The sequence below is a fragment of the Flavobacterium ranwuense genome (genome assembly GCF_004349315.1).
GTDB classification, from domain to species: Bacteria; Bacteroidota; Bacteroidia; order Flavobacteriales; family Flavobacteriaceae; genus Flavobacterium; species Flavobacterium ranwuense.
Genome location: NZ_SMLH01000001.1, coordinates 369,664 through 392,434 on the forward strand (window position 1 = coordinate 369,664; position 22,771 = coordinate 392,434).

Here is a 22,771-nt window from a genome sequence, read left to right on the forward strand (position 1 = left end):
AGTATTTTAACTAATCAATAATATCAAACCCACAATACGGACGTAAAACTTCTGGAATTACGATTCCTTCCGGTGTTTGGTAGTTTTCTAAAATTCCAGCTAAAACTCTTGGCAAAGCCAATGCACTTCCGTTTAAGGTGTGTGCCAATTGGTTTTTCCCGTCTTTGTCTTTGAAACGCAATTTTAAACGATTCGCTTGAAAAGTCTCAAAATTAGAAACTGAACTGATTTCCAACCAACGATCTTGTGCTGTAGAAAACACTTCGAAATCATACGTCAAAGCTGATGTAAAACCCATATCGCCTCCACAAAGACGCAAAATTCTATAAGGTAATTTCAATTCCTGTAATATGTTTTTAACGTGTTCTACCATTCCATCCAAAGCTTCGTATGATTTATCAGGATGCTCTACACGTACAATTTCTACTTTGTCAAATTGATGCAAACGGTTCAATCCACGAACGTGTGCCCCATAAGAACCTGCTTCACGACGGAAACAAGGCGTGTACGCTGTAGTTAAAACTGGTAATTCATTTTCGTTAAGGATTACATCACGAAACAAATTCGTCACAGGAACTTCCGCCGTTGGAATCAAGTATAAGTCATCGGTTTTATCATGGTACATTTGCCCTTCTTTGTCCGGCAATTGTCCCGTTCCATATGCAGATGCTTCGTTTACCATGTGTGGAACTTGAACTTCATTGTAACCCGCAGCAGTATTTTTATCCAAGAAATAATTGATTAAGGCACGCTGTAACTTCGCTCCTTTTCCTTTATAAACTGGGAATCCTGCTCCTGTGATTTTTACTCCAAGTTCAAAATCGATGATGTCGTATTTTTTTACCAATTCCCAATGCGGTTGTGCTCCTTCGTGCAAAACTGGAATTTCCCCTTCTTCAAAAACGTTTAGGTTTTCCTCGGGAGTTTTTCCAACAGGAACAATATCAGCCGGAAGATTGGGTAACGTGTATAATTTTTCCAAAAGTTCTGCGGCAAGTACATCAGCACTTTCAGCTAATTTCTTGCTTTTCTCTTTGTTTAAAACGGTTTTTTCTTTTAGAATGGCGGCTTTCGATTTCTCACCCGCTTTCATCAATTCGCCAATATCTTTGGATAATTTATTAGATTCGGATAAAATTCCGTCTAACTCCACTTGCGTAGCGCGACGTTTTTCATCCAGTTGTACCACTTCTTCAACAACACTTGTAGCATCGATGTTTCTCTTTGCCAAAGCCTTGATTACTTTTTCTTGATTCTCTCTAATAAATGCGATTTGTAACATAGCTTGATTTTTTTAACGCTAACTTTTATAATAATGGAAGCAAATTTAAGGAAATGTTTGATAGAAATGGGACAAAAAATTAGTCCAAAGTCCAAAGTCATGAAGTCACAAAGTCAAACTCTAGGAAATAACCTTATTTAATCACCCTTTATTTAAATATAATATAAAGACAATGGAGTACAATAGAAAAAAACCTTTAAGACTTTTGACTTGGTTATGCTCTTTTAATCTCATGACCCACAAATTCTTCCAAAGCAGCAAACATGTCGTCTACAGAAAGGACTTCAAAATCGGGGTGTGTTTTTAAAAAAGCGGCATTCAAAGTAACCAGGTTTTCTTCTATTTCAAAAAAAGTGTCGTTGTTAAGCAAATCTCGGATAGGATTTATGCCTTCCAATTTCCCTTTCAAGAATTTGTTGAGCTTGACACTGCTCATTAATTTTACTTTTTTGGATTGTTGTTGAAATAATTCCAAATGTTTTTCGGCGCCAATTAGTGCCAAACCTTCTTCTATCAATTCGTTTAGTTCCTTATCCCAACCCGAATTGTGTACAAACTGAGCAAAATTTCCTTCGGTATATTGTGAGGTATAATAATCTAAATAATAACTCATTATAGCATCTTCGTGAATCAAATCATCGTTTATACCTTCCTCACGCATTAAGTTGATTACCGAAATATTAGAGTGAATCACATCTTGAAGGTTCTCACTATTAAAGGCTGTTTCTGAAATAATTATTCTACCGAATTCCATAGGTTTTGTGTTTGAATATGTGCTGCAAATTTCGGGTAAATTATTACAGGAAAGAAATACATTGTGATTTATATGGCATCAGATTCATTACTATTCTTTTTCTGATTCATTTTAGTAACTAAAGCTTTCAACCGTAACGCTTTTTCTTTTTTATCCTCTTGAAGTTTAGCCTTTTTCCGATTTAGCAATTTGGTGTGTAAAGCCTTGTTTTTGGTGTTTTTTTCGGGTCCTTTTGCCATAATTTAGCAGTTTGAATTACATTATTTTTCTAATACTATTTAAAAAATCTTCAACTTCAGAAGAATTATCTTTTTTCCATCTGTTTAGTATTTTAGAATATCCGACTCCAAAGTTTTTTTTATTTGTTGCATCTACAAACCAACTTTTATGAGTTCCTTTTCCGTCATTAGTATAATTGTTAAAACATGTAGATTTTGTGAAGTTTTTTTCGTCATCCCAAAACTCATCTTCATCAGACAGATTCAAGATAAATCTATACAAAATTGTTTCAGGCCTTGAATTAGAAGGAAGAAAAATTGTTCTGGGAGGAACTTTTCTGTTTTTAAATTTTTCTTTTACATCACCATCTAAAATGAAGTAAACATTTTTAAAAATAGAATGATTAGATTCAGCCATTGTAATTATCGTTCCATCAGGAAAAGGCCCTTTTTCTACATTAATTATTTTTTTTAGTTCACTATTATTTATTAAATTCTTAGTAAAGTATTGAGCGACTTCATCTTCACAAATAAAATTTATCTTTTCAATATTTTGAGATTGAGCAACTTCATTTTTTATTTTTCTTTTAACGTATTCAATAGATGGGTTTATTGTGTTTTTAACTTTTCCATCGACTAAGTTAAAATAGTTTATTTGGGTTTCATTTCCACTTTTCGGACTTAAATACTCTAAAATTTCTATTGAATGAGTTGTGAAAATTATTTGGATTTCAAGTTTTCTTGCAAATCTGAAAAGTATATCTATTAATTTACATTGTGAGGCCGCATATAATGTTGAGTCTAATTCGTCAATTAAAATGATTCCCCCTTTAAAATTTGCACCTTTTTTCTCTTTCAACATTTCAAATGAAATTAACGCGGAAATAATTTGTGAAATATTGTCTTGACCAGCAGAATTGCCTAAATGGCCATAAGTGTCAGTTTGGATAGCCAACAATTTTTTATTTGTTGATTTAATAGCTTCAGGATTTATTTTGTCATTAACCAAGACAAAAATTTCTCTAATTAAGTTAGAATAAGTAATGCTATATTTTGATGGAATTGTTGACTTGAACGTTGTTATTTTATTTTCCGTTGCAAGAGGAATTAATCTTTTCAAACCCATATAAATTATTGGGTGATCTAATGCTTTTCCTCTGCCATCAAAATCTGTTCTATATCTTTCTGGTGACTTTTCAGTTTTCTCAACATATCGAGTTGCAATTTGTTTGCTTTCTTCTATAAATGAATTTTCAGAAATGTAATTAAATCTAACTTCATATTCTTTGTCATAATCATTACTTGGACAAAATTTGAATACGTTTTTATAATCCTCTTTGAAAAAAGTATCAAGAATTGTTATGTCTTTTGATTTATAGTCACATAATTGAGCAATCCAACCTAATATCGAAGATTTTCCAGTTCCATTTAATCCAGTTATGACAGTTAAGTATTTTCCAAATTCAACAGTTTGATTTTCAATGTGTCTAAAATTTATAATATCTAATGTGTTTAATTTGGTCATAATTTTTAATTACATTCATTATTGGATTTTCTAATTTTTTAACAATTTGCAGGTAACTAATTAATATGCAATTTAAAATCACACAAATCGACTTTATTTATCGACTTTATTTAAGGCAAAGAAGTATGACAAATATCAAATTTAATTATTCTCTAAATATATGAAAATATCTTACAAAAAGATTGTTTTCCAAATCTTTCAGAAAAAATTATGCGTGGCTCTTTAGCCCCGATAGCAGTGAAAATCCTTTTTGGCTCGTTTTTTAACGAGCCAAAAAGATTGTAACGAATAGCGGGATTAGCTCCTAATAAAAACCATACAACTCTCAATTCTATTGCTTATTTTTGCACTCAATAAAATTGAATCATGATACAGAATCCAAAAAGATATACGATTACAGCGGCATTGCCGTATACGAACGGACCGATTCACATTGGCCATTTGGCGGGTGTTTACGTGCCTTCGGACATTTATTCCCGATATTTAAGATTGCAGGGAAGAGACGTTTTGTTTGTTTGCGGAAGTGACGAACACGGCGTGGCGATTTCGATGAAAGCCAAAAAAGAAGGCATTACGCCACAGGAAGTAATTGACAAATATGACGGAATAATCCGTAAATCATTCTCTGATTTTGGAATTTCGTTTGATAATTATTCCAGAACTTCGGCTAAAATTCATCATGATACGGCTTCGGAATTTTTTAAAAAACTGTATGATAAAGGTGATTTTATCGAAGAAGTGACCGAGCAATTGTATGATGCAAAAGCAGATCAATTCTTGGCTGACCGTTTTGTGGTGGGAACTTGCCCAAAATGTGGCAACGAAGAAGCCTATGGCGATCAATGCGAAAAATGTGGTTCAACGTTGAATGCTACAGATTTGATTAATCCAAAATCGACCATTACGGGAGAAACTCCGATTATGAAAGCAACGAAACACTGGTTTTTGCCTTTGGACCGTTATGAAGATTTCTTGAAAGAATGGATTCTCGTAGGACATAAAAATGACTGGAAACCGAATGTTTACGGACAAGTAAAATCATGGATTGACGGCGGATTGGAACCTCGCGCAGTAACCCGTGACTTGGACTGGGGAATTGACGTTCCTGTTGAGGGTGCCGAAGGAAAAAAATTATACGTGTGGTTTGATGCGCCGATTGGTTATATTTCGTCAACCAAAGAATGGGCTTTGCGCGAAGGAAAAGAGTGGGAACCCTACTGGAAAGACATAGACACTAAACTGGTTCACTTCATTGGGAAAGACAATATTGTTTTCCATTGCATCATTTTCCCTGCGATGTTGAAAGCCGAAGGAAGTTATATTTTGCCGGACAATGTACCTGCCAATGAGTTTTTGAACTTGGAAGGAAATAAATTGTCGACTTCTAAAAACTGGGCAGTTTGGCTGCACGAATATTTGGAAGAATTCCCAAATCAGCAAGATGTTTTGCGTTATGCGTTGACATCAAATGCACCGGAAACCAAAGATAATGATTTTACCTGGAAAGATTTTCAGGCGAGAAACAATAATGAATTGGTGGCGATTTACGGGAATTTTATTAACCGTGTCGTGGTTTTAACCAATAAATATTACAATGGAATTGTTCCGCAACCGAATGAACTTTCGGAAGTGGATGAAGCTACTTTAACCGAATTAAAAGCATATCCTGCTGTGATTTCTAGTTCTCTGGAACGTTACAGATTCCGCGAAGCCTTGAGTGAATTAATGAATGTGGCCCGTTTAGGAAACAAATATTTGGCAGATGAAGAGCCTTGGAAAGTCATTAAAGACAATCCGGAGCGCGTACAAACGCAAATGTATGTTGCGTTACAAATTGCTGCTGCTTTGAGTGTGTTGTGTGAGCCGTTTTTGCCTTTTACAGCAAAGAAACTTTCTAAAATACTTAAAGTTGAAGATAAAATAGGCTGGAACACTATTGCTCAAAATTCTGATTTAATTCCGGCGGGACACCAAATTGGCGAAGCTGAATTATTGTTTGCTAAAATTGAAGACGAGGAAATCCAAAAACAAATTGACAAACTGGAAGCGACTAAAACCGCCAATAAAGCAGAGAATAAAGTTGCAGAACCACAAAAAGAAGCGATTCAATTTGAGGATTTTGCCAAAATGGACATTCGTGTAGGAACGATTCTGGAAGCTGAAAAAATGCCGAAAGCGAACAAACTTTTGATTTTGAAGGTAGATACCGGAATTGATGTTCGTACGATAGTTTCAGGAATTGCAGAGAGTTTCAAACCAGAAGACATTGTTGGAAAAAGAGTAACGGTTCTAGTGAATTTGGCTCCAAGAAATCTTCGTGGCGTAGAAAGCCAAGGAATGATTTTGATGACTACGAATGCCGAAGGGAAATTGGTTTTTGTAAATCCAGACACGGATGGTGTTGCGAATGGAGAGACGATAAATTAAGAAAAATCAACCGCGAATTCGCTAATTAATATATACTCTTAAATATATTAATTAGCGAATTCGCGGTAAAATGAAACAAATATGAACCTAAAAGTGATTGCTTTCGACGCCGATGATACCTTATGGATCAACGAAACCTATTTTGATGAAACCGAGAAAAAATTCTGTGGATTGATGGAAGATTATTTGTCACATCAAGGAATTTCACAAGAGCTTTTCAAGGTGGAGATTGATAATCTTAAATTATACGGATACGGTATAAAAGGCTATATTTTATCCATGATTGAAGCAGCAATGAATATTTCGAACAATACCATTCCTATTGAAATTATTGAAAAAATCATCCAATACGGAAAAGAATTACTCGAGAAACCGATTATTTTATTAGATGGTGTAGAAGAAACCCTGGAAGCTTTGCATGGGAAATACAAGTTGGTTGTGGCCACCAAAGGTGATTTATTAGATCAACGCCGAAAACTTCATAATTCTGGTTTAGGTCATTATTTTCACCATATCGAAGTGATGTCAGACAAACAAGAAATTGATTATTCGGACTTGATCAAACGCTTGGAAATACAACCCGAGGAGTTTTTTATGATTGGCAATTCTTTAAAATCAGATGTTTTACCGGTTTTAGCCATTGGCGGACACGCCGTTCATATTCCGTTTCATACGACTTGGGCACACGAAAAAATAGAACATAAAGTAGAACATGTAAACTTCAGTGCTTTCGAAAAAATAACAGAAGTTTTAAAAAGATTAGAATAAAAAACCCTGTTTTAAACCTCTTTGATCATTAATTACAATGTTTTTCAACCAAAAATACTGTGATTTAAAGTTAATATTTTTATATAATCTATAAAAATATTACAAAATATTGCCAAAAGCGCTATTCCTAACTCGATTTACAGAATTAAAACTAATTCTTACATAATTAACTGTTTAAAATTTCTTATCTAACAATATGTTTTACTTTTGCATAAAATTATTAAATAATAAAATTATGAAAAAAATCATACTTACGTTAGTTTTTGCTTCTGCAATGACAACTTTGAGTGCTCAAACAGAAAATGTAGAAAGCGCAAGTACTGGAACTGAATTTAACAAATGGTCTGTTGAATTAGCTGGTGGTTTAAACAAACCGATGAGACCTATGACTGCTGGATATAGAACTGCTGTTACTAGTGCTTATGTAGCTGATTTAGGTGTGCGTTATATGTTCAATAACAAATTTGGTTTAAAAGCTGATTTTGGATATAACAGTTTTAAAGAAGGTGAAAATTCAATAGGATTTGATTCTAAATACTATAGAGCTGATTTACAGGCAGTTGCCAACTTAGGAAGAATCATGAGCTTTGAAACTTGGACAAACACTCTTGGTTTATTAGGTCACGCTGGTTTTGGATTAGGTTTTGGTGAATCTGATAACTTTTCAGGAACTGACAGAATGGGTAATTTTATTGCTGGTGTTACTGGTCAAATTAAATTATCTAATAGAATTGCATTGACTGGAGATTTTACAACAATTCTTAATGCTAAACAAAACCGTACTTTTGATGGTGCAAGTACAATAGGATCTCCTGGTTTCGGCGGTGTACTTTTCAATGGTACGGTAGGTTTAACTGTTTACTTAGGTAAAAACGAAAAACATGCTGACTGGGTTATCGATCACGAAGGTAGATTTGACGCAATTGACGCAAGATTTATGGCTATTGAAAATAAAATGCTAGACTCTGATAAAGATGGTGTAGCTGATTATTTAGATGAAGAGTTAAGTACTCCTGCAGGCGCAATGGTTGATACTAAAGGAAGATCAATTGATAAAAACAACAATAATGTTCCTGACGAAACAGAAGCTTTTATCTTGAAAAATTACGCTGCTAAAACTGGTGATACTGGTATTGTATACGATAATGAATTAATCAAAAGCTTAATTAACGGTGGTTATGTTGCGGTTTATTTTGATTTTGACAAATCTAAACCAACTAACGTATCTACTGAAGGTATTGATTTTATCTTGACATACTTGAGAAACAATCCTTCTTCTTCAGTTGACATTACTGGTCATGCTGACGAAATAGGAAGATCTGCATACAATGATAAATTATCTAATGCAAGAGCTGCTAATGTAAAAAACACCTTAGTGAAAGCTAAAGTTGATGCATCAAGATTGAATGTAATTGCTGCTGGTGAAGATACTTCAGTTGATAAAACTTCAGAAAATGCAAGAAAATTAGTTAGAAGAGTTACTTTCATAGTAAAATAAGCTACTTTTTTATATCATAAAGCCCTAAAGGAAATTTCTTTTAGGGCTTTTTTTATGCCTGTTATTCCCCGTTCTATCAAAAACTTTTTTGAATATCCCGGAATTATAAACTTCAATTTTCTAGTTTGTTTACGACAAAAGTTAAATAAAACAAATTCAAGTATCAAAAGAATAGCTGTATTTTTGAACCATAAATAAAATCACAAAATCTTGAAAACACTTTTAAATATAGACAACTGGTCTAGAAAGGAGCATTTCCATTTTTTTAGAAAATTTGAAGAACCCTTTTTTGGCGCCACTGTAGAGATTGATTGTACCAAAGCCTATGCAACCGCAAAATCGCTGAACACTTCCTTTTTTATCTACTATTTACACAAAACGTTGGTTGCCGTCAATGCCACCGAATCATTTCGCTACAGGATTTCGGATGATCATATATATATTTATGACCAAATTAATGCTTCTGCAACTATTGGCAGAGAAGATGGAAGTTTCGGATTTTCTTTAATCGAATACAACTCTGATTTTGGTATTTTTACTGCGACTGCATTGGCGGAGATTGAAAGAATACAAAACACGACCGGTCTTTTCACCCGAACATTTACGGATGATAATGTAATCCATTTTTCGGCAATTCCGTGGTTGGATTTCACTTCGTTATCGCATGCTAGAAGTTATACTTTCCCGGATAGCTGCCCGAAGATTTCTTTTGGAAAAATGAAAATTGCTGAAAACGGCAAGAGAACCATGCCAATGTCAATTCATGTACATCATGGATTAGTAGATGGCTTACATTTAGGACAATTTGTAGATTGTTTTCAGGAATTGATGAATCGTTCATTATGAAATTTTTTGTTAAAATTTCGGAATGATTTTTGTAGGTAAAGCTATATGAAAAACATTTTACTCTTCTTGCTACTGATCTACCAATCAACATTGTTAAGTCAAACAGTATTGACCTCCTATCCTTTAGATTTAAAGAAATCTGAAGAAAATAATCAGATTTTGAATGCTGAAAACACAATAACACATGATGTTTTTGCTTTTATAGCAAACAAGCAGAATATTACTATTTTAAAATACAATAGCGCTTTGTTCTTGACCAATCAATATACTGGTTCGATCTTAAATTTAGAAAACAAATCAATAATTGGATATAGTTTTAGCGAAGATGGAAATCCAACTCTTTATTGGTCTTCAATGGATTTTAATGAAATTATACTGATCAAATATTATTTAGAAAACAAAACTTTTAAGGCTTTAAAATTTAGATTTCCTTCTTCAAATCATTATGTTATAACCTCTTTTCAGAAGAATAATTTATTCTATCTCCTTTCTAAAAATCTATCAGAACAAACTTTAACTCTTTATGCTTTTAAAAACGGAAGAGCTGAAGAAAAAACATTTGATTTTTCAGACTTTCTTTTTCAAAATAAAAATACACAAAGAATACCTTTTAATAAAGTTATTGAAGCCTTTCCTATTGAAAAAATGGAAGTTGACGATTACAATCCGTTATTCAAAAGCACGCAGAAAAGCAAAGTTTATATGCTCGATGAGCGCATTATCCTAACATTAGATCATAATCCTAAAAAAACACAAGTCTTTGATCTTAATTTCAAAAACCATATTATAACCGAAAAAAACTTCGCTCAACCCATTCCAAAAAAAGCAGCGCGATCATCAAACTCTTTTTTTTATGAAAACAAAATATTTCAGGTTAATGCCAATGTAGATGGTTTTTTGTTTGATGTAAAAGACTATGATTCTGGTTTGACTATAAAAAACATTACTGTTTCTAAAAATGATACAATTCGCTTCAAAAACTCCCCATTATTAATACAAAGAGAGAATGGAAAGCCAAAAGAATTAAACAAAACGAAAAAATTCCTGCAGTATTTGTCTAATTTAGATATTGGTGTATCGGTTTTTAAAAACAAAAAACACACTTTAATTACATTTGGAGGAACTCCAAAAAATGATTTTGTGGATTATTATTCAAGGAATAATGTCAGTTTTGGGCAATCCGATGATGAATTTGAGCAAATGTTTCCGCAAAATAATTTTTCACCAAATATTCATACAGAAACTGTTTTTTTTGAAAGCAGCTGGGACAAAAATTTTGAGTTTAACAATCAGCAATCACCACCACTTGCTATTGATACTATTTCCTATTTTTTAAGTCAGCATAAAGAAGTGGCTTTAGAAAATATAATAAAATTTAAAGATTATTTTATTTTGGGTTACTACGACAGTGTCACAAAAGAATATGTTATGCGTAAATTTAAAGATGGATATAATTGAATATAAATCAACTTTATTGAAATATTTTCTAGCGAGAATACTTAAATTTATTCCAAATGCATTATGTTTTCTCGGTTTCAAAAAAAAGGAAACGAATTATTTTTGTAACTTTACTTAAAACATACTGCCATGCTATCAAAAAATATAGAACACGCGCTGAACAATCAGATTAGAATTGAAGCTGAATCATCCCAAACCTATCTTTCTATGGCTTCATGGGCCGAAACTCATGGTCTGGAAGGGATTTCGAAATTTATGTATGCACAATCCGATGAGGAACGTACACACATGCTTAAGTTGGTGAAATATATAAACGAGCGTGGCGGTCATGCTCGAGTTTCTGAATTGAAAGCACCAAAAACGAGTTATAAAACCTTCAAAGAAATGTTTGAAGAATTGTATAAGCACGAACTTTTTGTTTCTGATTCGATTAACGAATTGGTTCACATTTCCTTTTCTGAAAAAGATTATGCCACACACAACTTTTTACAATGGTACGTAGCCGAACAAATTGAAGAAGAAGCTCAAGCTAAACTTATTTTGGATAAAATAAATCTAATTGGTGATGATAAAGGTGGTTTGTATTTATTTGACAGAGATATTCAACAGCTGACTTTAAACAGCGAGACATCTAAAGGCTCTAAATAGCGAGACACTCTTTAGAATAAATAGTGTAACTTGATTTTAATGCTGCCGAAATTGAGTAAAAAGGATAAAAAGAAGGAAAAGAAAAAGGATAAAAAAAAACTCCTCAAAAACGGATCTGCTAAAGAAAACCTCAAGTCCGAATGCTGTGAAAAATATAAAAAAGGAGAACATAAACGTTGCAAAAATTGCCCTAAATTTGATTTACGCAAAAAAAATAGTGGTTAGTAATTAGTTTACAGTTCTAATAGCTAATAAAAAACCATCGACGTATATCGATGGTTTTTTATTCGGTTTTCAGTCATAGTTTGCAACAGTACAATAACTGCAGACATGAGACCGAAAACGGGGACTGAATACTGATCACTAAAAACTATTTCCCCAAAAGAAGCACATCATTTACCACTACTTCGGTAACATAGCGCTTTTCACCATTTTTATCATCATAACTTCTATGGGTCAATTTTCCTTCAATGGCAATTTCCTTTCCTTTAGTAACATATTTTTCTATAATTTCAGCCGTTTTCCCCCAAGCCACAAGTTTGTGCCATTGGGTTTCTTCTACTTTTTCTCCTTTGTCGTTTTTATAGCTTTCGTTTGTTGCTAATGTGAAATTGGCTAGTTTTTTTCCTCCGTCAAAAGTTTTGATTTCTGGATCATTTCCTACATGTCCAATTAACTGTACTTTGTTTCTTAATGTGCTCATGGCGTGTAAAATTTAAATGTTAGTGTATATGTAATTTTTTTATTGTCATTGTAATTGCTATTGAAATTGAAATTGACATTGTTTCAAATCAACATTGCAAAGATGCGATGCCTTCCAAAAAGTATTCGGTTACTAACTGTTTACTTTCGGTTGTAACTATTTGTAAACGTTTGTAAATGGAAAAAATTAGTTATATTTGATAGAAATCAACTTCTTATGCTAGCCAAAATAAAAAAAGTAGAATTACGAAATCTGAAGATTGAAGACTACAAGGAATTAAAAAAATCAATGGTAAAGTCCTATCCTGAACTTGCTGATTCGTATTGGAAAGAAAAAGACATTGAAAGATTACTGGACTTATTTTCTGAAGGGCAATTTGTAATTATTGCAGATAAGAAAGTGGTAGGCGCCGCATTATCATTAATTGTACCCGAGATTTTAGTTGATAAAAACCCGGATTACGCTAAAATAACAGGGAATTACACTTTCTCTACACACAATCCAAAAGGGGAAATATTGTATGGAATTGATGTATTTATTCATCCTGACTATAGGGGTTTACGGCTTGGCAGACGATTGTACGATGCGCGAAAAGAATTGTGTGAGAAACTGAACCTGAAGGCTATTGTTTTTGCCGGAAGGATCCCAAATTACAATAAATACGCCAAAGAGCTGACCCCAAAAAAATATATCGAAAAAGTAAAACTAAAAGAATTGCACGATTCCGTACTTTCCTTTCAGTTGAGTAATGATTTTCACGTGATGAGAATTATGAAAAACTATTTGGCAGGAGACATCGATTCCAAAGAATTTGCGGTTTTATTAGAATGGAATAATATTTATTATGACGAAAGTCCGCAATTAATAAATACCCAAAAAAGTATCATCAGACTTGGATTAATTCAGTGGCAAATGCGTCCGCTAATAAACTTAGAAGCTTTATTTGAACAAGCTGAATTTTTTATTGATGCCGTATCCGGTTATAAAAGTGATTTTGCCCTTTTTCCGGAGTTGTTTATTGCTCCACTTATGGCAGATTACAATCATTTAGCCGAACCTGATGCCATTAGAGAGCTTGCAAAATATGCAGACCCCATTCGCAAAAAATTTCAGGAACTTGCCATATCGTATAACATTAACATCATTTCAGGAAGCATGCCCTACTTAGAAAATGGCACATTGTACAATGTAGGATTTCTTTGTAAAAGAGACGGAACCTCTGAAATGTATTATAAAATCCATATTACTCCCAATGAAGTTTTGCATTGGGGAATGAAAGGTGGCTCACAAATTAGAACTTTTGATACTGATTGTGGAAAAATAGGCATCATGATTTGTTATGATGTTGAGTTTCCGGAAATGGCGCGATTAATGGCCGATGAAGAAATGAATATTTTATTTGTACCGTTTTTAACCGATACACAAAGTGGTTACATCAGAGTCAAACACTGTGCACAAGCCCGAGCCATAGAAAACGAATGTTATGTAGCCATTGCAGGGTGCGTTGGAAATCTTCCAAAAGTGAACAATATGGATATTCAATATGCACAAACCGCTGTTTTCACTCCATCGGATTTTGCATTTCCCAGCACCGGAATAAAAGCGGAAACCACTCCTAATACTGAAATGACTTTGATTGTAGACGTGGATTTGAATTTGCTTAAAGAGCTTCACGAACACGGAAGCGCCAGAATCTTAAAAGATCGCAGAACTGATTTGTACGAAATTAAAAAAATCAATCCATGAATAAAACCTGCTTAGAATGTGGAGAGAAAATTGTAGGTCGCGAAGACAAAAAGTTTTGCAGTGACGGTTGTCGTAATGCCTACAACAATAAAATAAACAAAGATAGTACTAATTTTATGCGCAACATCAACAATAAGTTACGCAAGAATTACCGTGTTTTGTCAGAACTTAATATTGAAGGAAAATCAAAAACCACTCGGGCAAAACTTCTGAGCAAAGGTTTTGATTTTGAGTTTTTTACCAATATTTTACAAACTAAAACTGGGAATACCTACTATTTCCTGTATGACCAAGGCTATATGTTTTTGGACAATGATTATTATATGCTAGTCAAAAAAGACATTTAAATACCCCAAACCTATCTAACCAAAAATGAAAAAAGATAATTCCTCAATTTTCGCCACTTTATTTCTCCTAGGAATTCTTGGGCTGATTTACTTTACCATGATGCCGCATTGGACTTCAGATGAAGAAGGTCCTCTTTCTGAATTTTCGACCAAGAGAGCTTTAAAACAAGTGGAAGCCATTTCAAAACAACCCCATTATGTAGGTTCCAAAGAACATGAAGTGGTTGCTAATTATCTCGTAAAAGAGCTGAACAAGTTAGGACTGGAAACTTCCGTTCAGGAAGGATATACCTTGAGCGATTGGGGAAATTTAGTACAATCAAAAAATATATTAGCTCGAATAAAAGGAACTTCTAACTCTAAAGCTTTGTTATTGCTTACCCATTATGACAGCGCGCCACATTCCTACTCCAAAGGGGCAAGTGATGCGGGTTCCGGTGTAGCGACAATCCTGGAGAGTGTTCGTGCTTTTTTATATTCCAAAACCCCTCATAAAAATGACATTATCATTCTGTTTTCAGATGCTGAAGAATTAGGATTAAATGGCGCAGCATTGTTTGTCACAAAACACCATTGGGCTAAAGAAATAGGTTTGGCACTTAATTTTGAAGCGCGTGGTTCTTCCGGCCCCAGCTATATGTTGATGGAAACTAATAATGGGAATGCAGGATTGGTTAAAGAGTTTGCTGCCGCAAAAACGACTTTTCCAGTTTCAAATTCCTTGATGTACAGCATTTATAAAATGTTACCTAACGACACCGATTTGACCGTTTTCAGAGAACAAGGCAATATTCAAGGGTATAATTTTGCTTTTATCGATGACCATTTTAACTATCACACCGCTCAGGATGACATCAATCATTTAAACAAAAATACGTTAGCACATCAAGGCACTTATATAATGCCGCTATTGAATTATTTCTCAAATGCCGATTTAAATACGACGCAAGCCAGCGAAGATCACGTCTATTTTACCATTCCATATACTTTTATAAACTATCCTTTTAGCTGGGTTTTACCAATGGTGGTAATCGCATTGGCACTGTTTATTTTCCTGTTATTTTTAGGAAGAGCCAAGCGTATTTTATCATTCCGCAAAATTGGGATAGGATTTATACCATTTTTAAGCTCCCTGATCGGTACTGGATTAATTACTTTTTTTGGTTGGAAAGCATTGCTGATCTTGTACCCGCAATACAATGATTTACTCAACGGATTTACCTATAACGGACACGCCTATATTGCAGCATTTGTGCTTCTGGGTTTAGCCATAACGTTAGCATTTTACAACCGTTTTTCTGCCAAGAAAGTGACCATGAATCATTATGTCGCCCCATTATTTATTTGGATTTTGATTAATGGAGCTCTTGCTTTTAGTTTACAAGGAGCCGGTTTCTTGATTATTCCAGTTTATTTTGGACTATTTTTATTTGCTGCATTTATCATTACCCAAAAATCCCGTAAAATATTAAGTCTTGTTTTTAGCATTCCGGCTTTGATAATCATAGCGCCTTTTATCCAGATGTTTCCTATCGGTTTGGGGTTAAAAGTGCTGTTTGGAAGTGCTGTTCTTACTGTTTTGACCTTTGGATTATTGTTGCCTGTTTTTGGGGCTTTCGCCAAAAAGGGAATCTGGTCTTTAGTGTTTTTTGTGCTTGCTATTGGCTTTTTTGCGAAAGCACATTCTGAATCAGGTTACGAATATGGAAAAGCCAAATCAAACAGTTTATTGTACGTCTACAATGCCGATACAGACAAAGCCAATTGGGCAACGTATGACACCAATCTTGATTCCTGGACCAAAGGCTATTTGGGTGAAAACCCAAAAGAAGCAATGGCTTTGAATGAAACACCATTGTTCAGCAAATACAATTCTGGTTTTACCTATGCAGCCGAAGCTCCTAAAAAAGGGATCCTCAAACCAAATATAGAATTCCTGGAAGACCGAGTGGTTGGTAATCAAAGGTATTTGAAAATAAAAATTTCCCCTAATAGAAACGTCAATCGCTATGATATTTTTGCCAATGAAAAAATGGCTATTCATAATTTCAAAGCAAATGGCGTGACTACTTTAGGTCAGAAAAATTCACTTTACCAACGAAAAGGAAAGAAAATATTGAGTTATTATGTAGTTGGAAACATACCTTTGGAAATGCAGTTCAGCGTAAATGTCGCAACGGTTTTAGATATGGAACTGATGGAAAGTTCTTTCGATTTAATGACTAATCCTTTATTTGGAATAGCAAAAAGAGAAAACTGGATGATGCCAACTCCTTTTGTTTTGAATGATGCTGTGGTAATCAAACAAAAAATAAAACCAAGTCCGTTATCAGTTGTAAATACTTTGGAAAATACGATTGCAAATTCTATTGTAAAAGATAGTATGACAGTTGTTAAAGACAGTTTGAAAAAACCATAATAAAACTATCTCATCACAAATTGTGATGAGATATTCTTTAAGGTCATAAATTGTGACCACATATAAAAAGAAACGTAACAGTAACCCCTTTTGCTTTCACGGAACAAGGCGTAGCGATGTTAAGTGGTATTTTAAATTCGGAAGTGGCGATTCATGTAAATATCGCTATCATGCGTACTTTCGTCATGATTTGGAAATACGCTTTGGAGCACAAAGAATTTAACGAAAAATTGCTTGAAAGAGAAGCTAACTACGACAAGAAATTTAGTGATGTTTATGAAGCACTAAATTACCTCATCAAAAAAGATGAAAAAGAAACAACACAGAAAGAACGAAAACAAACTGGTTACTAATTTTGAGACTATGGCAATAACAAGAAGGAAGTTCATTAAGACTGGACTTATTGCAGCAACGGGATTAATTTTGGCAGATGTCTTTTGGATTGAAAAATTTTTCATAGAAACTAATGAATTCTATATTGGTTCTGCAACAAAGGACACAAAAAACATAAAAGTTATTCAAATCTCCGACTTGCACCTACAATCAATAAATTACCAACTGACTCAACTGGCAAACAAAATCAACAAACTTCAACCTGATTTGATTTTAATTACAGGGGACGCAATAGACAAAACCAAAAACATTTCCTTACTGGATGAGTTTTTAAAGCTAATAGAGCGAGATATAAAAAAAGTTGCAATTTTAGGAAATTGGGAATATTGGGGAAATATTGACATCAATAAGTTGGATTTAATCTACGCAGACAATAATTGCACTTTACTTATTAATCAAACGAAACAATTTTTATTTAATAATGAAACCATATCTATAACTGGTGTTGACGATTTTTTAGGTGGGAAATCCGACTTTGATATGGCAATCAAAGAATATAAAAAAAGTGATTACCATATAATTTTAAACCATTGCCCACAATACAGCGACGAAATATCAAAACAACTAAAAAAAGACATCAATGTGGATTTTATTCTATCTGGCCATACGCATGGCGGGCAAATAAATTTATTTGGTTTCGCTCCTTTTTTGCCACAAGGAAGTGGAAAATATATCAAAGGTTGGTACAACAACAATAATACAAAACTATATGTTTCAAAAGGGATTGGCACAAGTATAATTCCCGCACGATTTGGAGCTAGGGCAGAAATAGCGCTATTTCATTTAAAAAAATAAAAAATGACAAAAATTAGTATTCTGGGTTGCGGTTGGTTGGGTTTACCTTTGGGGAAAGCCTTACTCGCAGCAGAGTTTTCAGTAAACGGCACGACGACTTCGACAGAGAAATTAGCGGTATTAGAAAATGCCGGAATTAAGCCTTTTTTAATTGTACTTTCAGAAAACAAAACCACTGGAAACCTGACTGATTTTCTAGAAAAATCAGAAATTTTAATCATCGATGTTCCGCCAAGACTTCGTGGTTCAGAGACAGAAAATTTTGTATCAAAAATTAGAAATATAATTCCGTTTATAGAAAAATCATTTGTCAAAAACGTACTTTTCATCAGTTCGACATCGGTTTATAATGATGCCGATGCGTTTGTTACTGAAGAAACAATTCCGAAACCGGAAACTGAAAGCGGTAAGCAATTGTTGGAGACCGAACAGCTTTTGCTGAGCAATAACAATTTCAAAACTACAGTATTGCGTTTTGGCGGCTTAATTGGCGAAGACCGTCATCCGATACATTTTCTGGCCGGTCGTGAAAATTTGGATAATCCCGATGCACCGATTAATTTAATTCATCAGGAAGATTGCATCGGTATTATTCTAAAAATCATAGAAAATGATTCTTGGAACCAAACTTTTAATGCAGTAACTCCTTACCATCCTTCGCGAGAAATTTATTATACTCAAAAAGCTATGGCTTTGAATTTGGCTTCTCCAAAGTTTAATAATGAAAATAATTTTGGTGGAAAAATAATTCTGAGTGATACGTTAGAAAACGTTTTAAATTATACTTTTACGAAACCAAATTTATAATGTGAGAACTAAAATTAAGAATGCTTTTTCGTCTAAAGTTAATGCCATTGGATTACCTGTTTTGGCTTTATGCTGGGTCAGTTTTTTTTGGGGAACTACTTGGATTGCGTCAAAAGAAGGCGTAAAACACATGCCGGCTTTGCAACTCGCTGCCATTAGACAATTCATTGGCGGGTTGCTGTATATTTCCTTTTTCTTATTCAAAAAAACACCTTGGCCGAAAGGAAAACAATGGAAAACCATTGTTATTTTAAGCATCCTTAATTTTGTTTTGAGTAACGGATTAAGCACTTGGGGCGTGAAATACATCAGCAGCGGACTGGGAGCAATCATAGGAGCTATTGTGCCTTTATGGATTGTAATCATTACTTTTTTTAGAGGAGAACGATTGGCAAGACTAACGGTTATCGGTTTAATTATCAGTTTTGGTGGCGTCTGCGTTATCTTTTACGATCATTTGAGTGATTTTATGATTCCTGATTTTAGATTTGGGATTATACTGTCATTAATCGCTACATTAACTTGGGCATTTGGCTCGTTATATACAAAGAAAAAAGCTGCCAGTTTTAATCCGTATTTTAGTTTGGGACTGCAAATGTTTATATCTAGTATTTTACTTTTCGCGTACAATGGAGCAACAGGAACTTCGGTTAGTTTGAGTGCTGTTCCAGCAATTTCATGGTGGTCAATTGCCTATTTAGTTGTTTTTGGTTCGGTACTTACTTTCATTGCCTTTATCTATGCGCTTCAAAATCTTCCTGCTGAAATAAGCAGTATTTATGCGTATATCAATCCAATTATAGCCGTGATTTTAGGCGCTGTAATTTTCGGCGAAGTACTCAATGCTGCCATTGCAATTGGCGGCGGAGTTACGTTGTTTGGATTATATATGGTCAATTATTCGTTGAGAAAAACACGTAAAAACAATAGCGAAATCCTGTAAAAACAAAAGTCCCATTCGACAGTATCAAATGGGACTTTTTCTATACTTGTATGTATTTCTACCAGATTCTTACACGCTTTTCAGGTGCAATATACATTCCGTCATTTGCTTTAATATCAAACGCTTTATAGAACGTATCTATGTTTTGCAAAGGAACATAAGCACGGTACATTCCTGGAGAATGCGGGTCTGTTTTTACTTGATTTTTCAAGGCTTCATCACGCATTTTTGAACGCCAGATAGTCGACCAAGAAATGAAGAAACGTTGTTCTGGAGTATATCCGTCGATTAATCCCGGATTTCCGTTTTCTTTCAAATACAATTGTAAACCATCATAAGCGGCATTTACTCCACCTAAATCTCCGATGTTTTCTCCTAACGTAAATTTACCATCTACGAAAGTTCCTGGAATAGGTTGCAAAGCGCTGTATTGTGCTGCAAGTGCTCCTGTCAAAGCAGAGAATTGTTTCAAATCTTCTGCAGTCCACCAGTCTACTAAGTTTCCGTCAGCGTTGTAACGGGAACCTGAATCATCAAAACCATGTGAAATTTCATGACCAATAACACCTCCAATTCCACCATAATTTACTGCTTCATCCGCTTGGTAATTGTAAAAAGGCGGTTGTAAAATCGCTGCTGGGAATACAATCTCGTTATTGGATGGATTGTAATAGGCATTTACCGTTTGTGGAGACATTCCCCATTTATCTTTATCAACTGGTTTGTTCAACTCAGCTATATTCTCATTGAAACGCCATTGCGCCATGCTTTTCGCATTTTCGAAATAGGTTCCTCCTTCTTCTGGACTTTTAATCGTCAAGGCTGAATAATCTTTCCATTTGTCAGGATAGCCAATTTTAATTCTTGATTTATGCAGTTTAGCAAGCGCGCTCACCTTTGTTTCTGCAGACATCCAAGACAAATTATTGATTCTGTTTTCGAAAGCTGAAAATATATTTTTGATCATTTTCTCCGCTTTGGCTTTGGCTTCAGCCGGAAATTTTTTCTCTACATATAATTTTCCTAAAGCTTCTCCAACCGTTCCATTGATGGTTTGAAGTGCTCTTTCGTCACGTGGTCTTTGACTTACAGCACCCGTTAACGTTCTTCCGTAAAACTCCCAGTTTGCGTTTTCAATTTCAGTTGATAATTGGCTTGAAGCTCTGTTCAACAAACTCCAACGCATGTATGCTTTCCAGTCTGCTACTTTATTTTCTTTAAATATAGTTTCTAGCGCCGTCATGTATTTAGGTTGCGATACAATAACGGTATCTACTTTTGCTAATCCAATTTTTGTGAAATAATTATTCCAGTTGATTGATGGAGTTAATTTACTCAAATCATTCAATGTCATTGGATTGTATGATTTACGACGATCTCTGCGTTCTACCCTGTCCAATCTTGGTTTAGACATTGCAATTTCAAGAGCCAGGATTTTTTCAGCATTCATTTTTGCAACTGCTGGTTTATCACCAAGGTATTGCAACATTTTAGCAACGTGTAAAAGATATTTCGCACGTTTCTCTTTGGAATCGGCATCTTCAGAAACATAATAATCTCTATCCGGCAAACCTACGCCTCCAGGACCTAAATTAATCACGTTTCTACTGCTGTTCTTTGCATCAGTCCCTACACCGGCACCCATAAATCCAATCCCGCCAATAGGTTCCATTTCGATCAATAATGCCTCTAAATCTTTGGCGTTTTTAACCGCGTCTATTTTTTTTAAGTACGGTTTCAAAGGCGCAATACCTAACTTATTTCTTCCTACGGTATCAAGAATAGATTTGTATAAATTAATCGCTTTGCCTTGATCTGTATTCGATTTGTAGCTTGGATTTGTTGTCGCTTCTTTTAGAATTGCCAATGCATCAGCATCTGTTTTTTGACGCAATTCATCAAAACTACCCCAACGGGTTCTATCAGCTGGAATCTCCGTATTATCCAACCAAGTTCCGTTTACATAACGAAAGAAATCGTTACTTGGCTTTACGGCCTTATCCATGTAATTAACATTGATTCCCGGTTCTTTAGCTGCCGGAGCATTCTGTGCTTGACTCACCGCAAAACCCATAATTGCAGGAATCACAAAAAGCAATTGCTTATTGCTGGTTTTTTTCATTTTTTTTTGTTTTTTAGTTATCTTAACAAAGCTATTAATAAATAATCTGATTTTTAGTTAAAATTTATTATTTACGAATACATCTTTATTGGACTCCAAAATTTCTAAAAGGTTTAATTAAAACGAGAATTAATTTCATGTCCTTTATTTCGAAGGAATCTATCTGAACTAAGTATTGTGTTAGGTCAAACGCATTAAAAATGGAACCACATAGAAACATAGAATTTAATTTTTGTAGGAATAAAGACTATGTTTCTATATGGTTTAAACTTTAATATTAATGCGTTTGACGTGAGTATTGTGTTAATTTGAATTAAAAACAAATCTCGTTTTCGTATTTTTGCATCAAAATAGCGTTATGTTAGAGTTTTTCAAAAAATACCGACTCTTTTTCGGAGTCTTCCTTGTTCTTTCGGCAATCATTTTATCCTTATTTTATTCGGCTTTAAAGCCAAAAAAAACACTTCCAATTTATAATCCTGTGGATGTAAATCCTGAATTAGTGGACAGTACCGTTCAATACAAAAGCAAGTATCATACGATTGCTGACTTTTCGTTTGTCAACCAAAACGGAAAAACCATCACCCAAAAAGATTATGAAGGAAAAATATATGTGGCTGATTTTTTCTTTACCACTTGCGGCTCCATTTGCCCAAAAATGACCTCCAATTTATCCGATATTCAAAAAGCTTTTGCTAATAACCCAAAGGTGAGATTATTATCACATACCGTTTTTCCGGAGACTGACAGCGTTCCCGTTTTGAAGGCTTACGCCAAAAAACATCATGTTGATGATGCCAAATGGAACTTAGTAACCGGAGATAAAAAAGAAATTTACGCAATGGCCAGAAAATCCTATTTGGCCGTGAAACTGGGAAAACCAAGCGAACTATATGATATGGTTCACACCGAAAATTTTGTTTTGGTCGATACTAAAAAAAGAGTTCGTGGTTTTTATGACGGCACCAACAAAGAAGACATCAAAAGATTAATCGAAGATATTACTTTTTTGAGCAACGAATAAAGCACTTTTAAGGTTATGTAAATCCCTTATAATCTGATTGAAAAACCC

The 22,771-nt window shown here is 34.3% G+C and carries 20 protein-coding genes; 14 read left to right on the forward strand and 6 right to left on the reverse strand.

The features are described from left to right. Positions 1 to 10 precede the first annotated feature (10 nt). From serS to E0I61_RS01580, 4 genes are all read right to left on the reverse strand, one after another. On the reverse strand, positions 11 to 1,282 hold the full coding sequence (gene serS / locus E0I61_RS01570; protein WP_132068943.1) for a serine--tRNA ligase: 1,272 nt from the start codon (positions 1,280 to 1,282) through the stop codon (positions 11 to 13). A gap of 214 nt (positions 1,283 to 1,496) precedes the next feature. Then, positions 1,497 to 2,036 (reverse strand): DMP19 family protein, encoded by a 540-nt coding sequence (locus E0I61_RS01575; protein ID WP_132068945.1) that lies wholly within the window; start codon positions 2,034 to 2,036, stop codon positions 1,497 to 1,499. A 68-nt stretch (positions 2,037 to 2,104) separates the two neighbouring features. Beyond that, a complete protein-coding gene (locus E0I61_RS16230; protein WP_165930164.1) occupies positions 2,105 to 2,275 on the reverse strand; it encodes a hypothetical protein in 171 nt (56 codons plus the stop codon). A 16-nt stretch (positions 2,276 to 2,291) separates the two neighbouring features. Continuing rightward, on the reverse strand, positions 2,292 to 3,779 hold the full coding sequence (locus E0I61_RS01580; RefSeq protein ID WP_132068947.1) for an AAA family ATPase: 1,488 nt from the start codon (positions 3,777 to 3,779) through the stop codon (positions 2,292 to 2,294). A 366-nt stretch (positions 3,780 to 4,145) separates the two neighbouring features. Here E0I61_RS01580 and metG point away from each other — a divergent pair, with 366 nt between their 5' ends. The 6 genes from metG to E0I61_RS01610 all read left to right on the forward strand — a co-directional run bounded on the left by metG (position 4,146) and on the right by E0I61_RS01610 (position 11,424). Beyond that, positions 4,146 to 6,206 (forward strand): methionine--tRNA ligase, encoded by a 2,061-nt coding sequence (metG, locus tag E0I61_RS01585; RefSeq protein ID WP_132068949.1) that lies wholly within the window; start codon positions 4,146 to 4,148, stop codon positions 6,204 to 6,206. An 81-nt stretch (positions 6,207 to 6,287) separates the two neighbouring features. Further along, complete coding sequence (locus tag E0I61_RS01590; RefSeq protein ID WP_132068952.1) at positions 6,288 to 6,974, forward strand: HAD family hydrolase; 687 nt, start codon at positions 6,288 to 6,290, stop codon at positions 6,972 to 6,974. A gap of 235 nt (positions 6,975 to 7,209) precedes the next feature. Then, positions 7,210 to 8,472: an OmpA family protein gene (locus E0I61_RS01595; RefSeq protein WP_131990981.1), complete on the forward strand. Its 1,263-nt coding sequence runs from the start codon at positions 7,210 to 7,212 to the stop codon at positions 8,470 to 8,472. Positions 8,473 to 8,682: 210 nt separating this feature from the next. Then, complete coding sequence (locus tag E0I61_RS01600) at positions 8,683 to 9,318, forward strand: chloramphenicol acetyltransferase (protein ID WP_132068954.1); 636 nt, start codon at positions 8,683 to 8,685, stop codon at positions 9,316 to 9,318. A gap of 45 nt (positions 9,319 to 9,363) precedes the next feature. After that, complete coding sequence (locus E0I61_RS01605) at positions 9,364 to 10,776, forward strand: hypothetical protein (RefSeq protein WP_132068956.1); 1,413 nt, start codon at positions 9,364 to 9,366, stop codon at positions 10,774 to 10,776. Positions 10,777 to 10,905: 129 nt separating this feature from the next. After that, positions 10,906 to 11,424 carry a ferritin gene (locus E0I61_RS01610; RefSeq protein ID WP_132068958.1) on the forward strand — a complete coding sequence of 173 codons (519 nt, stop codon included), beginning with the start codon at positions 10,906 to 10,908 and terminating at the stop codon, positions 11,422 to 11,424. Between the two features lie 370 nt (positions 11,425 to 11,794). Here the strand turns inward: E0I61_RS01610 and E0I61_RS01620 are convergent, their stop codons facing one another. Continuing rightward, positions 11,795 to 12,127 carry a single-stranded DNA-binding protein gene (locus E0I61_RS01620; RefSeq protein WP_099713873.1) on the reverse strand — a complete coding sequence of 111 codons (333 nt, stop codon included), beginning with the start codon at positions 12,125 to 12,127 and terminating at the stop codon, positions 11,795 to 11,797. A gap of 216 nt (positions 12,128 to 12,343) precedes the next feature. On the opposite strand from E0I61_RS01620, the gene E0I61_RS01625 reads away from it, so the two are divergent. The 7 genes from E0I61_RS01625 to E0I61_RS01655 all read left to right on the forward strand — a co-directional run bounded on the left by E0I61_RS01625 (position 12,344) and on the right by E0I61_RS01655 (position 19,577). Then, positions 12,344 to 13,873 (forward strand): bifunctional GNAT family N-acetyltransferase/carbon-nitrogen hydrolase family protein, encoded by a 1,530-nt coding sequence (locus E0I61_RS01625; RefSeq protein WP_132068960.1) that lies wholly within the window; start codon positions 12,344 to 12,346, stop codon positions 13,871 to 13,873. Continuing rightward, complete coding sequence (locus tag E0I61_RS01630) at positions 13,870 to 14,220, forward strand: hypothetical protein (protein ID WP_131990969.1); 351 nt, start codon at positions 13,870 to 13,872, stop codon at positions 14,218 to 14,220. Before E0I61_RS01625 ends, E0I61_RS01630 begins: the two co-directional genes overlap by 4 nt. 97 nt (positions 14,221 to 14,317) lie before the next feature. Next, complete coding sequence (locus E0I61_RS01635) at positions 14,318 to 16,639, forward strand: M28 family peptidase (RefSeq protein ID WP_132069686.1); 2,322 nt, start codon at positions 14,318 to 14,320, stop codon at positions 16,637 to 16,639. Positions 16,640 to 16,755: 116 nt separating this feature from the next. Beyond that, positions 16,756 to 16,992, forward strand: a complete 237-nt coding sequence (locus E0I61_RS01640; protein WP_205728735.1) for a hypothetical protein — start codon at positions 16,756 to 16,758, stop codon at positions 16,990 to 16,992. Continuing rightward, a complete protein-coding gene (locus E0I61_RS01645; RefSeq protein ID WP_235832046.1) occupies positions 16,946 to 17,827 on the forward strand; it encodes a metallophosphoesterase in 882 nt (293 codons plus the stop codon). Before E0I61_RS01640 ends, E0I61_RS01645 begins: the two co-directional genes overlap by 47 nt. Before the next feature lie 3 nt (positions 17,828 to 17,830). Then, positions 17,831 to 18,634 carry a Rossmann-fold NAD(P)-binding domain-containing protein gene (locus tag E0I61_RS01650; protein ID WP_132068964.1) on the forward strand — a complete coding sequence of 268 codons (804 nt, stop codon included), beginning with the start codon at positions 17,831 to 17,833 and terminating at the stop codon, positions 18,632 to 18,634. Between the two features lies 1 nt (position 18,635). Continuing rightward, positions 18,636 to 19,577, forward strand: a complete 942-nt coding sequence (locus tag E0I61_RS01655; RefSeq protein ID WP_131990961.1) for a DMT family transporter — start codon at positions 18,636 to 18,638, stop codon at positions 19,575 to 19,577. A gap of 58 nt (positions 19,578 to 19,635) precedes the next feature. Here E0I61_RS01655 and E0I61_RS01660 read toward each other — a convergent pair whose 3' ends face one another. Then, positions 19,636 to 21,699, reverse strand: a complete 2,064-nt coding sequence (locus E0I61_RS01660) for a M13 family metallopeptidase (RefSeq protein WP_132068966.1) — start codon at positions 21,697 to 21,699, stop codon at positions 19,636 to 19,638. A gap of 358 nt (positions 21,700 to 22,057) precedes the next feature. On the opposite strand from E0I61_RS01660, the gene E0I61_RS01665 reads away from it, so the two are divergent. Continuing rightward, positions 22,058 to 22,723, forward strand: coding sequence for an SCO family protein (locus tag E0I61_RS01665; protein WP_132068968.1), 666 nt, complete (start codon positions 22,058 to 22,060; stop codon positions 22,721 to 22,723). Positions 22,724 to 22,771 lie beyond the last annotated feature (48 nt).

Coding starts and splice junctions, on each gene's coding strand:
- E0I61_RS01595 (WP_131990981.1), top strand. CDS start 7,210: ATGAAAAAAATCATACTTACGTTAGTTTTTGCTTCTGCAATGACAACT.
- E0I61_RS01635 (WP_132069686.1), top strand. CDS start 14,318: ATGATGCCGCATTGGACTTCAGATGAAGAAGGTCCTCTTTCTGAATTT.
- E0I61_RS01610 (WP_132068958.1), top strand. CDS start 10,906: ATGCTATCAAAAAATATAGAACACGCGCTGAACAATCAGATTAGAATT.
- E0I61_RS01620 (WP_099713873.1), bottom strand. CDS start 12,127: ATGAGCACATTAAGAAACAAAGTACAGTTAATTGGACATGTAGGAAAT.
- E0I61_RS01650 (WP_132068964.1), top strand. CDS start 17,831: ATGACAAAAATTAGTATTCTGGGTTGCGGTTGGTTGGGTTTACCTTTG.
- serS (WP_132068943.1), bottom strand. CDS start 1,282: ATGTTACAAATCGCATTTATTAGAGAGAATCAAGAAAAAGTAATCAAG.
- metG (WP_132068949.1), top strand. CDS start 4,146: ATGATACAGAATCCAAAAAGATATACGATTACAGCGGCATTGCCGTAT.
- E0I61_RS16230 (WP_165930164.1), bottom strand. CDS start 2,275: ATGGCAAAAGGACCCGAAAAAAACACCAAAAACAAGGCTTTACACACC.
- E0I61_RS01665 (WP_132068968.1), top strand. CDS start 22,058: ATGTTAGAGTTTTTCAAAAAATACCGACTCTTTTTCGGAGTCTTCCTT.
- E0I61_RS01645 (WP_235832046.1), top strand. CDS start 16,946: ATGAAAAAGAAACAACACAGAAAGAACGAAAACAAACTGGTTACTAAT.
- E0I61_RS01625 (WP_132068960.1), top strand. CDS start 12,344: ATGCTAGCCAAAATAAAAAAAGTAGAATTACGAAATCTGAAGATTGAA.
- E0I61_RS01575 (WP_132068945.1), bottom strand. CDS start 2,036: ATGGAATTCGGTAGAATAATTATTTCAGAAACAGCCTTTAATAGTGAG.
- E0I61_RS01580 (WP_132068947.1), bottom strand. CDS start 3,779: ATGACCAAATTAAACACATTAGATATTATAAATTTTAGACACATTGAA.
- E0I61_RS01605 (WP_132068956.1), top strand. CDS start 9,364: ATGAAAAACATTTTACTCTTCTTGCTACTGATCTACCAATCAACATTG.
- E0I61_RS01640 (WP_205728735.1), top strand. CDS start 16,756: ATGTTAAGTGGTATTTTAAATTCGGAAGTGGCGATTCATGTAAATATC.
- E0I61_RS01630 (WP_131990969.1), top strand. CDS start 13,870: ATGAATAAAACCTGCTTAGAATGTGGAGAGAAAATTGTAGGTCGCGAA.
- E0I61_RS01660 (WP_132068966.1), bottom strand. CDS start 21,699: ATGAAAAAAACCAGCAATAAGCAATTGCTTTTTGTGATTCCTGCAATT.
- E0I61_RS01590 (WP_132068952.1), top strand. CDS start 6,288: ATGAACCTAAAAGTGATTGCTTTCGACGCCGATGATACCTTATGGATC.